The organism is Thalassospira lucentensis, from assembly GCF_011806425.1.
Classification (GTDB): Bacteria; Pseudomonadota; Alphaproteobacteria; order Rhodospirillales; family Thalassospiraceae; genus Thalassospira; species Thalassospira lucentensis_B.
Genome location: NZ_JAATOV010000003.1, coordinates 244,889 through 259,504, shown reverse-complemented (window position 1 = coordinate 259,504; position 14,616 = coordinate 244,889). Strand labels below are relative to the sequence as shown.

Here is a 14,616-nt window from a genome sequence, read left to right as displayed (position 1 = left end):
TTCCACGTGGAATATCCGTTTTTTTTGGCCGATATACCGTTTTTACGGAACCCATCGGCCTGTTTTGTGACTCAATTTATAATGCAGATCAGAACACAGTGATGTTGTACTCACGCAAAACAGGAAAGCCGTTCAAAAATGTCACTCACAGCAATCCAGGCACTTTTCGCAGAACTCGGTCAACAGCTTGGCATGGCCGAACTGGCGTTGGATGAAAATAACCACTGCATTTTAAACATTGATGATGGCAACGACATTCACCTTGAATATCTTGAATCCGAAGATCTGCTATTGATGGTCTCGGCCCTGCCCCCAGTCGAAGAAAAACACCAAGCCGTGATTTATGGAACCATGCTTCAAGGCAATTATTTGTGGCAGGACACCTATGGCGCAACACTAGCCATCCACCCCGAAACCGATGCCATCATCATCGAACATAAAATGCGAATTGACGCCATCGAACCGGGATCTCTTCAGGAACACATTGCCGGGCTTGATACCTTGACCCGCGCTTGGGAAGAGCGGATTGGCGATATCATCGCCAAGCAGGACACATCGGCGTCTGACACAGCACTGCGCCCACAAGATATGAACCACATGCTGCGCGGTTAATACGCGCACTTTCGCTAACGAGTAGCCTTCTCCGCCGATGTCCGTTTGGGCGCGCAGCGTGCGATGAACGGCTCGCGAATACGGAAATAATGAAATGGCAATAACAAACAATCCCATCCACAACACAAACACCACTGCCCTGCAGGGTCATAACGCTGAAAACACCCCTGCCCCCCAGCAAAACAATCGCGTTGTCGCACGCGGTGTCGACATGCTTCAAAAAGCATGGTTGCACCTCACGGGACAAGCTAGAGAAAAGCACAAAGAACAGCTCACCAACCTGAAAGCGCAGGTTGAGCGCAAATTCGGCGAAGATGGGTTGCAGGCCCTAAACAACAAAATTTCGGCCAAAAAGTGGGACAGCCCGAATTCAACCAAGCTGTTTTCACGTTCCGAGCTAAAAAGTCTGCGTTCAGATGCCTTTTTCGGCGCGAAAGACATTCGCCTTGCTCAAAAGCTGGAGGCAATCGACGACACAGTGCAGGAAATGAAGGAGCCGCGTATTGATAAAAAGTTTAATGAGATCTTTAACGACCTAAAATCTGACGTCACCAAAACAATGAAACATCCGGAAGCCACACAATTTGTAGAAAGCATCAGGACAAAAAATGCTCTCCAAGTGGATTTCGAGTTCTTGCAAGCTGTAAAACCATATAGCAGCGGTGCTGTTAAAGCCAGTCCGCAAGAAGTAAACAACCTCGTGGCGATCGTAGAAAATTTCATTTCTGACGGTACAACCTTCGACGAGTTTTCCCCGAACTCGATAATCAATCTAGACGACCCCAAAGCAGCGGACATTCAGCAAGCGTGCCAAGATTTAAAAGATGCCGGCAGCGACGCGGAAAAAACGGCGAAAGCCGAAGCCCTCATTACCAAATTAGGCAGTACGCAGGAACATATTCAGAATCAGGTTTTCAACGATAAATTCAACAACTCTACTGCCAAAGGCGACCTCAAACAAATTGCAAGAAAAATTGTCGAAAACGAGATTCTTGCAATGCAAGGGTAAGCACTCGGATTAGATTAAACTGACGCACGCCCAAAACTCTGCGCCTTACAACGGATATTCCACATCGGAATATCCGTTTTTTTTGTGACACGCCATTTTCACGGAACCAATCAGCCTGTTTTGTGACTCAATTTATAATGCAGATCAGAACACAGTGATACTGTGGCTCACTCAAAATAGGAAAGCAGTTCAATAATGTCGCTTACAGCAATCCAGGCACTTTTCGCAGAACTCGGTCAGCAGCTCGGCATGGCCGAACTGGCTTTGGATGAAAACAATCATTGCATTCTCAATATCGATGATGGCAACGACATTCACCTTGAATATCTGGAATCCGAAGACCTGCTGTTGCTGGTTTCTGCGCTGCCGCCGGCCGCTGAAAAACACCAAGCAAAGATTTACGACATTCTGCTTAAAGGCAATTATTTGTGGCAGGATACCTATGGCGCAACGCTTGCCATCCACCCCGAAACTGATGCCATCATCATCGAACATAAAATGCGAATTGACGCCATCGAACCGGGATCTCTTCAGGATCATATTGCCGGACTTGATACGTTGGTGCGCGCCTGGGAAGAGCGTATTGGCGAGGTCGTCGCCGAACAGGACACACCATCGTCTGACACGGCCCCTCGCCCACAGGATATGAACCATATGCTGCGCGGTTAATACGCGCGCTTTCGCTAACGGTTAGCCTCTCGAGCGATGTCTGTTTGGGCGCGAAATGAGCGATGATAGGCCCGCAAATACAGGAATGATGAAATGGCAATAACAAACAATCCCATCCACAACACAAACACCAATGCCCTGCAGGGTCATAACGCTGAAAACACCGCTGCCCCCCAGCAGAACAATGGCGTTGTCGCACGCGGCGTCTGCATGCTTCAAAAAGTATGGTTGCAGCTCACCGGAAAAGCTGGAGACAAGCACACCAAACAGCTCACCAACCTGAAAGCGCAGGTTAAGCACGAATTCGGCGAAGGCGGGTTAATGGTCCTGAATGACAAACTCTCGGCCAAAAAATGGGACAGCAAGGGTTCAAAAAAAATATTCTCGCAAACCGAACTAAACAACCTGCGCAAAGAGGCCAAAGAAGGCGCGGGTCTTGCGGAGTTCAAGATGGGATTGCATCAAGAACTCGACGCAAAGTTACGGGCGCCCGCACTCGAGAAGGCAGACGCGGCTGATGCAGCTGCGTTGGACCGAAACGAAAAGATCGAAGCAAGAATACCTGGTTTGCTCCAAAACCACACTGGCGAACTTATCAAGGCATTGTTTGAAGGGTCACACGTTTCGCGTTTTGAAGCAATTCAGGGATCACACACAATCAACGTCGCAGCAGAGACCGTCCTCAAAAATCCATCCGTCTCCTTTATGATGAGCTACGCCCTGCCGTACTTGAAACTGGATCCAAACAAAGACGTCAAACCGGAAATGATTAATGACATGATCGAAATTGCGCAACGTCATTGCGTGCCCGATGCAATGCAAGAAGTTACGCTGCCCGATCACGAACTTGATGGCGTCATGAAGAATAATATGGCTGCGTCTCTGGAAAAACTCACCCAAGTACGGGCGAAAGGCTCCGACAGTGAAAAAAAACAAGCGGTGCACGAGTTCCTCACTGGAAACTTGAAGGATTTCTATAATCATGCCAGCGACATGTATTTTGACAAACTGGACAATGCTCCGGCCGAGAGCTTGCTAAAATTCACCGGGACGGTCCACGCAGCTTTGCCGGAGCTTGCACACGCCGAAGCAGCAAGGCTTGTTGACGCAGAAAAAGCTGATCTGGTCGCAGCAGAACGCGCGCCGATCGAACAAAATCTGAAATTGAATCTTGCGAACAGAAAAAGTTATCCCGAAGTCAATTTGGCAATCACAGATCTGGGACTGGCAGCAGCAAAGTCAGCACTTGACGAAAATATTACCCTCCCAAGTTACGACCACCTCAACCTCATTGACGATCTCGCCCTCCTAAGCACCGAAAAAAGGTCCCCTTCTCCATTTATTCTCAATCAGTTGGGCAACCTGGCAAACAGAATCCTCGACGATGAGGCCGTCTGGGCCGAACTCATGCCCGCCGAACAGAGAGCTTTGATCGAACAAAGAGCGAGTGAAATGGAAAAGGTAGGAACAAATGCGACCGAGTCCGAAAGAAGTGACGCCGCCCGTAATTTCCTCGACACGCTGGACTCATCACTCCACGAGCTGATTAGTGCCTCCTACTATGATAATTATTTGGCAAATGACCCACACTTTTCCAGCGCCCTGAATAAAGAAGCAACAAACATCGTGAACAAACAAATTCGTGACGAAAGAATGGCTGCTGGTTAACGCCGGGAACATTTGTTCTTCGGATATAAAAACGGGCCGTCTGGATTTTCCAAGACGGCCCGTTTCTTTTTATGCCTCTTTGACGATCACTGAAATAGTCAACAAAGATGCTTTATTTCAGGATCGAACGCCCCGGGTAATATGCACCAGCGTCGAGCATCTCTTCGATGCGGATCAGCTGGTTGTATTTTGCCAGACGGTCTGACCGCGACAGCGAACCGGTTTTGATCTGACCACAGTTGGTTGCAACCGCAAGGTCGGCAATGGTCGAATCTTCGGTTTCGCCCGAACGATGTGACATCACAGCAGTATAGCCTGCACGGTGGGCCATCTCGACGGCTTCCAACGTTTCAGACAGGGTGCCGATCTGGTTGACTTTGACCAGGATCGAGTTGGCGACGCCTTTTTTGATGCCATCGGCCAAACGTTTCGGATTGGTGACAAACAGATCATCGCCAACCAACTGGATTTTTTTGCCGATGCTCGACGTCAGCTCTGCCCAACCATCCCAGTCATCTTCGGCCATGCCGTCTTCGATGGAGAAGATCGGGTATTTGCCAACAAGATCGGCCCAGTATTTTACCATGCCGCTGGCATCAAGGGTTTTCCCCTCGCCCGACAGGACGTATTTGCCGTCTTTGTAAAATTCGGTCGATGCCGCATCAAGCGCCAGAACAACGTCTTCTTCTGGGCGATAACCAGCAGCTTCGATCGATTTCATCACATAGCTGATGGCGTCTTCGGTCGATGCGATGTTCGGGGCAAAACCACCTTCATCCCCGACCGAGGTGCTCAGACCATCTGCGGACAGGGCCTTTTTCAGGTTATGGAAGATTTCAGCGCCCATACGGATGGCATCCGAACCGGTTTCTGCCGAAACAGGCACAACCATGAATTCCTGAACGTCGATGGCATTGTCGGCATGCTCGCCACCATTGATGATGTTCATCATCGGCACCGGAAGGGTACGCGCGAAGGAACCACCAACATAACGATACAGCGGAAGACCAGCGTCTTCTGCAGCGGCTTTGGCGGTCGCAAGCGACACACCAAGGATGGCATTCGCACCAAGGCGCGATTTGTTTTCCGTGCCATCAAGGTCGATCATGACGGTATCAACAGCAACCTGGTCTTCGGCATCCATGCCAGCCAGTGCTTCGAAGATCTCACCATTGACCGAGGCAACAGCCTTGGTCACACCTTTGCCCATGTAACGGTCTTCTTTGTCACGAAGCTCAACAGCTTCGTGCGCCCCCGTTGACGCGCCAGACGGAACGGCAGCACGACCAAAGGCGCCATTTTCCAGGGTGACATCAACTTCGACCGTCGGGTTACCACGGCTGTCAAGGATTTCGCGGCCGCGAATATCGATAATAGCGGTCATGACTGAAACTTCTCCTTAAGCGGTAGGAAGCAGGTCCCGGATCGGGCCTGCGGGTTACAGCAAAAACAATGCCGCCAGTTCACGTCTGGCGGCATTTTTAGAATTAGGCGTCAAACATATCCAGACGAACCGGGTTGGCTTTCGCCACCTTGTCGAGTTCCATCAGGACCGAAAGCACTTCGGGGAGTTTGTTTAACGGTATTTGGTTCGGGCCATCGGAAATGGCCGTTGCCGGGTTATCGTGGGTTTCGATAAACAATGCCGCGATGCCAACCGAAACGGCTGCACGGGCCAGAACCGGCGCGAATTCGCGCTGACCACCCGATGAGGTGCCCTGCCCGCCTGGCTGCTGAACCGAATGGGTCGCATCAAAGACAATGGGATAGCCCTGACGGGCCATGGTGGGAAGTCCGCGGAAGTCTGTAACGAGCGTGTTATAGCCAAAGCTGGTCCCACGATCGCACAGCATAATGTTTTCATTGCCGGTTGCCGCAATGTTATTGGCAACATTGGCCATGTCCCAAGGGGCCAGGAACTGACCCTTTTTGACATTGACCACACGCCCGGTATTGCCCGCTGCCTGCAACAAATCCGCCTGACGGCACAAGAATGCCGGGATTTGCAGAATATCGGCAACTTCGGCAACCGCCGCACATTGATCAGGCAAATGCACATCCGTCACAATCGGAAGGCCGGTCTTGTCTTTGACTTCTGCCAAAATATCAAGACCTTCGGAAATCCCAACACCACGTTTGGATGTGGTGCTGGTCCGATTGGCCTTATCAAAAGAGCTTTTATAAACAAGCCCAATCCCCATCCCTTCGGACAGTTCTTTTAGCGCAACCGCCATTTCAAGCGCATGCGCCCGGCTTTCGATTGCACATGGACCTGCCAGAACGGCAAAGGGCCGATCATTGGCAATTTCGATATTTCCGACTTTAACGGTTTTGATTTCGGTCACTTTAACGACTTTCTTTCAAGGCATTAGACACGCACGTTAACGGTTTACACCAAACGACTGCGTTCTTTGGCAGCCTTGATATAAGACACAAACAGCGGATGCGGATCAAGCGGGCGCGACCGAAGTTCCGGGTGGAACTGAACGCCGATGAACCACGGGTGATCCGGATATTCAACGATTTCCGGCAAACGCCCATCCGGTGAAAGGCCCGAGAATTTAAGCCCTTTTTCCTCAAGCTGCGGCATGAAGTTTACGTTAACTTCATAACGATGGCGATGGCGCTCAAGCACGGTCTCGCTGTCGTAAATTTCGCGCGCACGCGAACCATCAACCAGTTTGCACTCGTAATTGCCAAGACGCATGGTTCCGCCCAGATCGTCTTCATCCGAACGACGCTCAACCGAACCGCCATCCTTTGACCATTCGGTCATCAGGCCAACAAGCGGTGTTTTGGTCGGACCAAATTCCGAAGAAGACGCGTCACTAAGACCAGCAAGATTACGCGCAGCTTCAAGAACCGCCATCTGCATGCCAAAGCAAATACCGAAATACGGCACTTTGTTTTCACGTGCATAACGGGCCGCAGCAATTTTGCCCTCGGTCCCACGTTCGCCAAATCCGCCCGGCACCATGATCGCATCAAGTTCGGACAGGATTTCGCTGACATCGCCTTCTTTTTCAAGCGCGTCAGACGCAATCCACTGCAACTTCACCCGTACTTTGTTGGCGATACCGCCATGGGTCAGCGCTTCGGTCAGCGACTTATAGGCATCTGGCAACTGGATGTATTTACCAACGATCCCGATGGTGACCTCACCTTCCGGATTGCGGATGGTGTTGCAGATTTCATCCCACGGACGCAGATCCGGGTCCTGTGCCTGCAGGCCAAAGTGATGCAGAACTTCGTTGTCCAAGCCATACTGGTGATAGCTGATCGGCACCTGATAAATGTTATCAACGTCATAGGCCGGAATAACGGCTGCTTCACGCACGTTACAGAAGCGCGCAATTTTGCGACGTTCATTGATCGGGATTTCACGATCACAACGGCACAGAAGGATATCTGGCTGAATGCCAACGCTTTGCAGTTCCTTGACGGAATGCTGGGTTGGTTTGGTTTTAAGCTCACCGGCCGATGAAATGTACGGCACCAGGGTCAGATGCATGAACAAGGTCCGGCCATCGCCAAGATCATTGCCCATCTGACGGATCGCTTCAAGGAACGGCAGGCTTTCAATATCGCCAACAGTCCCGCCGATTTCGACAAGCACGAAATCCTCAGTCGCGTCAGACTGAACGAATTCCTTAATCGCATCGGTAATGTGCGGAATAACCTGCACCGTCCCGCCAAGGTAATCCCCCCGACGTTCACGTGCGATCACGTTCGAATAGATACGCCCGGTGGTCACGTTATCGGAACGACGCGACGACACCCCGGTAAAACGTTCATAGTGACCAAGATCAAGGTCGGTCTCGGCCCCGTCTTCGGTCACATAACATTCGCCGTGCTGATACGGGCTCATGGTGCCCGGATCGACGTTGATATACGGATCAAGTTTCCGCAGGCGAACGGTAAAACCACGTGCCTGTAGCGAGGCACCCAAAGCAGCCGACGCCAGGCCTTTGCCCAACGAAGAAACAACGCCACCGGTGATAAAGATATAACGAGTCATTTCTTTGCCTCATCTCAAAGCACAAAGCCTCGGTTAGATGCCACTTAGTGCACCATGAACCGGGAAATACAACAATCAAAAATTGAGGCGGCAATTTTGCCGCCTCGGGTCGTCGGTTATTTTGTCTAGCGGGTCGGGGCCGCGGGCCCGGTATCCTCAGCGGGTTCAGTGACCGCTGGGGTGTCCGTGCTCTCCGTGGTCGATGCTGCCGGGGCCTGCTCCAAAATGGATGCTGGCTTGGTGTGGCTGTTGGACTGAAGCGCGAGGATGATGCTGGTGATCATGAACGCACCGGCCAGTATCGCAGTCGTACGGGTCAGCAAGTTTGCAGCACCGCGTGAGCTCATCACGCCGAAACCGCCGCCGCCACCGCCGCCGCCACTTCCACCGATACCAAGCCCACCGCCCTCGCTGCGCTGTACGAGAATGACGGCAATCATGCCAAGCGCGAGAAGAAGGTGAATTACCAGGATAACTGTTTGCATGGTGTCGAAACTCTTGTCCTAACTTCCGATCCGAACGCAACCTGCCCCGGATCGGGCATAAATTTGATGGCTATTTAACGCGTTTTCCCGCTGTTGGCTAGGCGCAAGTTTCAATAATTTTCCAAAAATCGTCAACCTTAAGGCTGGCCCCGCCAACCAACGCCCCGTCGACATCTTCGACAGCAAGCAATTCCGCCGCGTTGGACGGCTTGACCGAGCCACCATAAAGAATTCGGAATTCTGCACCATCTTCAAATCGCGCAACAAGTTCGGCGCGAATGGCGGCGTGAACTTCGGCAACCTCGGCAACACTTGCGGTCCGCCCGGTGCCAATCGCCCAGACCGGCTCATAGGCAATCACGGTATTTTTCGCTGTCGCACAATCTGGCACAGAAACAGCCACCTGACCATTCACCACCGCAAGGGTCGCGCCAAGATCGCGTTCCTGTTCAGTCTCACCGACACACACAACCGCCGTCAAACCGGCATCATGTGCGGCAATTGCCTTTTGGCGAATGGTGGTGGAGCTTTCATCATGATCGGCCCGGCGTTCCGAATGGCCAACCAAAACGCAGGTTGCGCCAATATCGGCAAGCATCGGTGCCGCCACATCACCCGTATGCGCACCCGACGTCGCCGCGTGGCAATCCTGCCCGCCAACCATCACCGCACTGTCCTTGGTCGCGGCAACCACATCGGAAATCAGTGTTGCTGGCGGACAGACCAAAACGTCACAGCCCAAAGCCCCCTTCTCGGCCGCCTTGGCCGCAAGGCCCTTGGCCAGCGCGACACCGTCCGCGCGTAAACAATTCATTTTCCAGTTTCCGGCGATCATCGGACGGCGTTGGGTCATGGCATGGGTCCTTATCAACAGCTCAGGTTTTCGACATCGGCTATGTCTAACAAATTGATCCGCGGGTGCATAGCCCGGTTACGGTTTGTTACATTGTATAATATACGCGGTTTTTACCACGCCCTATTTGCAACGAAAACCCATAAGAACAAAACCAATAATCCCTTGGAAAACCGCCCGAAATCCGGTGCATGACAAACGTTGTTGTGTCCTTGATCATTGTTCTATGCAATCGGATGTTGCCGGTGATACCTCTCGCCATTAAGATGCGCGGCAATTCCGCACCGGATACCATGCCGTGACGGACAAAATTATAACCTGTCGAAACACCGTTTCGGCGCCAAACCACGAATTGTTAGGCTTATTCATATGCTTGCTGGCATTCGCAATTTTTCGAAATCAATCTTTGCCAAGATCATCTTTAGTTTGCTTGCGCTAAGCTTTGTTGGCTGGGGCCTGAACGCATCTATGCTTGACCTTGGCACATCCCGTCAGGTCGCGGAAATCGGCAATCAGTCGATTACCCCGGTTGAACTGGATCGCGCGTTTCAGCGCACCGTTCAGAACATGCGCAATGCGTTTGGTCCGAACTTCAACCAGCAGCAGGCCATTCAGATGGGCCTCCTGAACAATACGGTTCAGTCGCTGGTATCGCAAAAGATCATGCGCGAAGACGCCCGCGAGATGGGCATTGGCATCAGCGATGAAAAAGTCCGCGATGCGATCTTTGCCTCTGATAGCTTCAAAAACCCGACGACCGGCAAATTCGACCGTGATCGTTTCATGCAGTCGCTTTATGCCGCCGGTTACACCGAGCAGGAATTCATCGACGGTGTACGTGGCGATCTCATGAGCCAGCAGATCGTGGGCAGCCTGACCGGAACCGTCGCCGTTCCTGATATCATGGCAAAGCAGATCGTGGCCTATCGTAACGAACAGCGTTCCGGGTCGTTCTTTACCCTGAACCCGGCTGAGTTCGATAACATCGAAACGCCTGATGACGCGACGCTTCGTAAATATCACGAAGACAATGCGCCGGCCTTCACCGCCCCGGAAAGCCGTGATGTGGTTCTTGCCACCCTGTCGGCTGCTGATCTGGCCGACACCATCACCGTCACCGACGAAGAAGTGCTCGAAGCTTATAACCAGCGCATTGCCGAATTCCAGACACCGGAAAAACGCACGGTTCAGCAAATCCTGTTTGCCCCGAACGAAGAACAAACCGCCAAAGACGCCTATAAGCGCCTTGAAGACGGTGCGGACTTCATGGAAGTTGCCAAAGAAGCAGGCATGGACAGCTCGGTTGTTAATCTGGGTGAATTCACCGCCAACGACATTCTTCCTGATTTGCGCGATGCGACCTTTGCCTTGAAAGAAGGTGGCATTTCCGAACCGGTTGAAACCGCTCTTGGTTGGCACATCCTGCGCGTTCCGTCGATCACGCCAAGCAAAACCCAGTCCCTTGACGAAGTGCGTGACACCGTCGTCGAAGGCCTGAAACAGTACAAAGCCGAAGACGCAATGTACGATTTGTCGGTCACCTTCGACGAAGAACTTGGTGCAGGCACCCCGATCGAAGACGCTGCCCGCGAAGTTGGTGCAAAAACCTATACCCTGACCGGCATTGTCAAAGGCCAGGGTCTGGACGGCAACAAGATCGATGGTGCGGACGAAATCAACGCCAAAATCTTTGAATTGGGTGATGGCGAGGAAAGCTTCCTTGAAGAAACCGCAACCGGCACCCGTTATGTTGTTCGTGTGACCAACGTAACCCCGTCGGCGCTTCGTCCGTTCGAAGACGTCCGTGATGAAGTCACCACCGCATGGAAAGCCGAAGAACGTCAGAAAGAGATGCTGGCCAAAGCCGAAAAACTGGCATCAGACGTCAATAACGGCACCGCCATTGCAACGGTTGCCAGCGAAGACGGTGCGAACGTTCAGCAAACCGGCATGACCAAACGCGATGGTCAGGGCCTAAGCCAGAACGTCAATCCTTCGATTGCCGCTGCCCTGTTCTCGCTCGACGACGGCAAGGCTAAATCGCTTCAGACCGGCGAAAACATCGTTGTTGTCAAACTTGACGACGTCAAAGCCGCCAACACCGACACCGCAGACGCGGCTCCGGTCAAGGACGAGCTTCGCCAAGCAATCGATCAGGATATTGTTGCGCAGTATCTTGATTACCTGCGCGATGAAATCTCGGTCAGTGTCAATCAAGGCGTGATTAACGGGCTTTACGCCCCTGCCGCTGAAAACTGATCCGCAAAACATTGGGCGGCCCCGTCAAACGGGCCGCCCTTTTTCTTAACCACACCGCACATCTAAATCGCCCACCCACAAGATCAGAAATCGGATACCCCATGGAAATCAAACCGGATTTCACCAGTTTCAAGCAAAATTACGAAAACGGCATTTCGCAGGTTGTCTCAACCGCGCTGACAGCCGATCTCGATACGCCTGTTTCGGCCTTTCTTAAAATCGCCGAAGGCATGCCCAACACCTATTTGCTTGAATCTGTTGAAGGCGGTGCTGTTCGCGGCCGCTATTCGTTTATCGGCCTGAAGCCCGACCTGATCTGGCGGTGCTTTGGTGATCGCGCCGAACTTAACCGCCGCGCCATGGCCGATGCCGATGCCTTTGTGGCTGAGGCCGACGCGCCGCTCGAAAGCCTGAAAAAGCTCATCGCCGAAAGCCATATCGACCTGCCAGATGACCTGCCCCCCATGAGTGCGGGACTGGTCGGCTATATGGGCTATGACACCGTCCGCTTGATGGAAAAGCTTCCTGACAGCAACAAGGACGAACTTGATGTGCCCGATGGCATTTTCATTCGCCCAACCGTCACGGCAAGTTTTGATACCATCGCAGACACCGTAACCGTGGTAACCCCGGTGCGGCCCGAAGACGGCATCAATGCGCAAGCGGCCTATGATCTGGCCTGTGCGCGCATCAATGACATTGTCTTGCAGTTCCAGCGCAATCTGTTTATCGACCGTCGTTCGAAATCCGTGCCCGACACCCTGCCCGAACCAAAAGTCAGCGTTGACGAAGCCGGCTTCCACAAAATGGTCGATCAGGCCAAGGAATACATTCGCGCCGGTGATATCTTCCAGGTCGTGCTGTCCCAACGCTATACCCTGCCCTATCAATTGCCCCCATTCGCGTTCTATCGTGCGCTGCGCCGCATCAACCCGTCACCCTTTATGTTCTATCTTGATATCGGTGGTTTTCAGGTTGTCGGCGCCAGCCCGGAAATTCTGGTGCGCCTGCGCGACGACGAAGTCACCATTCGCCCCATTGCCGGTACGCGCCGCCGGGGTCGTACTGCCGAAGACGATAAAATCATGGCGCAGGATCTGTTGGACGATCCTAAGGAACGCTCAGAACATCTGATGCTGCTTGATCTCGGCCGCAACGATGTTGGGCGTGTGTCCAAGCCGGGAACCGTGCGTGTCACCGACCGCGAAAACATCGAATATTATTCCCACGTCATGCACATCGTTTCCAACGTTGTGGGTGAAGTCGACGAAAAATACGACGCGATGGACGTGCTTAAGGCGGGCTTCCCGGCAGGCACCGTTTCGGGCGCGCCCAAGGTTCGCGCCATGGAAATCATTGATGAACTGGAATCGGTGCGTCGCGGCATCTATGCCGGCTGCATTGGCTATATCTCGGCCGACGGCTCGATGGATACCTGCATCGCGCTGCGTACTGCGGTCATCAAAGACGAACAAATCCACATTCAGGCCGGTGCTGGCATCGTCGTCGACAGCCAACCCGAACTAGAAGACAAGGAATGCCGCAACAAAGCCGGTGCGCTCATGGCCGCTGCCCGCGAAGCCCATCGCTTCGCGTAATCACACAACGGCATATCCACCTGCTTAATAAAACCCGACCATAAAAAAGGGCCGCATCACATGATGCGGCCCTTTGTCATAACAAACGAATGGTTGGCTGATTATGCTGACGTCTCGCCTAGCCCGTCGCACGTTGCGATGTACGGCGCAGAACTTCCGTCGCCGGGACAAGGACAAACCCCTTGGCTTTAAGCTTCGGGATCCAGCTTTGCAGTGCTTGCAATGTCAAATCGCGCGGGTGACCAATCGCGATGGCATAGCCCTGCTTGGCAGCAACCCGTTCGGTTTTGGCCAGCATATTGGCAATCTTGGTGGCGTCATCTGAATCATCAATGAACACATCACGCGTGATGGCCGGAACGCCGAAATCATTGGCGGTTGAAAAACCAACCGATTTCGCACTGGTGCGGGAATCCAGGAACATCAAACCACGCGACTTCATGACTTCCATCACGATCCGCATTTGCCTGGAGTCAGATGTGAATTTGCTGCCCATGTGGTTATTCACCCCGACATAGCCATCAAACCGATCAAGCATCCAATTCATCTCGCTCAGAACTTTTTGACGGTCATATGCTTCTAACAAGGCATGCGGGCCGGGATCGATGGATGCGGATGACGGCTCCATAGGCATATGCAGCATGACCTCGTGCCCGGCCTTGCGCGCTTCGTTTACTTGCGGCTGCAAATTGCGCGCATAGGGCAGATATGAAATCGTCACCGGTCCGGGCAATTTAACCGTGCGTGCGGTGCGCGGCTGATCAAGACCAGCATCATCAATGACAATGGCAATTACCGGCGCATTTCCGGCATTGGGCGACAGGGCCGCATATTTGCGCCACGGCGCGTTGGCATCATCCACGGTCGCGTTTACACCGCCATCTGATCCGCTGCCGCCGGGCAAGACATCTGGTGTGGGTGTGGTGTGCTGCGGTTTTGGCTGCGTGGGTCCGGTCGTGCCCAGTTCGGGCAAGGCGGCGACTTCTGCCGGGGCGTTGCCCTCTTGCTCATTATTGCCAACAAGATATCCGGTGCGGTCGCGCACTTGGGCGTCTTCGGACATCTTGTAATCTTTGCGCAATTTCGGCGTCGGTGCCGGGTCGGCCATGGCGTAATCAGGTGCTCTTTGATCGGCTGCGCGGCCAAATTCATCCGATGCGCGATCAAGTTCAAGCATGCTGCCAACCGCAATGATCGCCGACAAGGTTCCGGCGACAAAGGCCCCGCCCAGCATCAGACGGCCAAAACCGCCCGATTTCTTTTTCGGTGCGGACTTCTTGCGGGTTGATTTTTTGGGTGCCGCCTTCTTACGTTTGGCGGGTTGTGCCCGGCGTGCCACGTGGTGGTCTCCAGTTTGGTTTGCCCGGTCTCGTGAACCGGTTCGTGCTACCCATATAGTGATTATACACCGACTCTGCAGACGGTTGTTATGCTGGTTTTACATT

Annotated in this window: 12 protein-coding genes; 6 read left to right on the top strand and 6 right to left on the bottom strand. The window is 53.0% G+C overall.

Annotation, left to right across the window (positions count from 1 at the left end):
* Window positions 1-138 precede the first annotated feature (138 nt).
* From HCZ99_RS11155 to HCZ99_RS11140, 4 genes are all read left to right on the top strand, one after another.
* Entirely contained in the window at window positions 139-612 is a 474-nt protein-coding gene (locus tag HCZ99_RS11155) for a type III secretion system chaperone (protein ID WP_167447049.1), read from the top strand.
* A gap of 94 nt (window positions 613-706) precedes the next feature.
* Window positions 707-1,621 carry a hypothetical protein gene (locus tag HCZ99_RS11150; protein WP_167447048.1) on the top strand — a complete coding sequence of 305 codons (915 nt, stop codon included), beginning with the start codon at window positions 707-709 and terminating at the stop codon, window positions 1,619-1,621.
* A 195-nt stretch (window positions 1,622-1,816) separates the two neighbouring features.
* Window positions 1,817-2,290: a type III secretion system chaperone gene (locus HCZ99_RS11145; RefSeq protein WP_167447047.1), complete on the top strand. Its 474-nt coding sequence runs from the start codon at window positions 1,817-1,819 to the stop codon at window positions 2,288-2,290.
* Between the two features lie 93 nt (window positions 2,291-2,383).
* Window positions 2,384-3,958, top strand: coding sequence for a hypothetical protein (locus HCZ99_RS11140; protein WP_167447046.1), 1,575 nt, complete (start codon window positions 2,384-2,386; stop codon window positions 3,956-3,958).
* Between the two features lie 112 nt (window positions 3,959-4,070).
* Here HCZ99_RS11140 and eno read toward each other — a convergent pair whose 3' ends face one another.
* The 5 genes from eno to tpiA form a co-directional block, all read right to left on the bottom strand.
* Window positions 4,071-5,342, bottom strand: a complete 1,272-nt coding sequence (gene eno, locus HCZ99_RS11135) for a phosphopyruvate hydratase (RefSeq protein ID WP_167447045.1) — start codon at window positions 5,340-5,342, stop codon at window positions 4,071-4,073.
* 103 nt (window positions 5,343-5,445) lie between these two features.
* Window positions 5,446-6,303 (bottom strand): 3-deoxy-8-phosphooctulonate synthase, encoded by an 858-nt coding sequence (gene kdsA / locus HCZ99_RS11130; RefSeq protein ID WP_167447044.1) that lies wholly within the window; start codon window positions 6,301-6,303, stop codon window positions 5,446-5,448.
* A gap of 44 nt (window positions 6,304-6,347) precedes the next feature.
* On the bottom strand, window positions 6,348-7,976 hold the full coding sequence (locus HCZ99_RS11125) for a CTP synthase (protein WP_167447043.1): 1,629 nt from the start codon (window positions 7,974-7,976) through the stop codon (window positions 6,348-6,350).
* A gap of 125 nt (window positions 7,977-8,101) precedes the next feature.
* Complete coding sequence (secG, locus tag HCZ99_RS11120) at window positions 8,102-8,461, bottom strand: preprotein translocase subunit SecG (RefSeq protein ID WP_167447042.1); 360 nt, start codon at window positions 8,459-8,461, stop codon at window positions 8,102-8,104.
* A 97-nt stretch (window positions 8,462-8,558) separates the two neighbouring features.
* Complete coding sequence (gene tpiA, locus HCZ99_RS11115) at window positions 8,559-9,314, bottom strand: triose-phosphate isomerase (RefSeq protein WP_167447041.1); 756 nt, start codon at window positions 9,312-9,314, stop codon at window positions 8,559-8,561.
* A gap of 369 nt (window positions 9,315-9,683) precedes the next feature.
* Between tpiA and HCZ99_RS11110 the strand changes: the two genes are divergently transcribed.
* On the top strand, window positions 9,684-11,573 hold the full coding sequence (locus HCZ99_RS11110) for a peptidyl-prolyl cis-trans isomerase (RefSeq protein ID WP_167447040.1): 1,890 nt from the start codon (window positions 9,684-9,686) through the stop codon (window positions 11,571-11,573).
* Between the two features lie 101 nt (window positions 11,574-11,674).
* Window positions 11,675-13,171: an anthranilate synthase component I gene (gene trpE / locus HCZ99_RS11105; protein WP_167447039.1), complete on the top strand. Its 1,497-nt coding sequence runs from the start codon at window positions 11,675-11,677 to the stop codon at window positions 13,169-13,171.
* A gap of 118 nt (window positions 13,172-13,289) precedes the next feature.
* Here trpE and HCZ99_RS11100 read toward each other — a convergent pair whose 3' ends face one another.
* Window positions 13,290-14,510: a divergent polysaccharide deacetylase family protein gene (locus HCZ99_RS11100; protein WP_167447038.1), complete on the bottom strand. Its 1,221-nt coding sequence runs from the start codon at window positions 14,508-14,510 to the stop codon at window positions 13,290-13,292.
* Window positions 14,511-14,616: the final 106 nt, after the last annotated feature.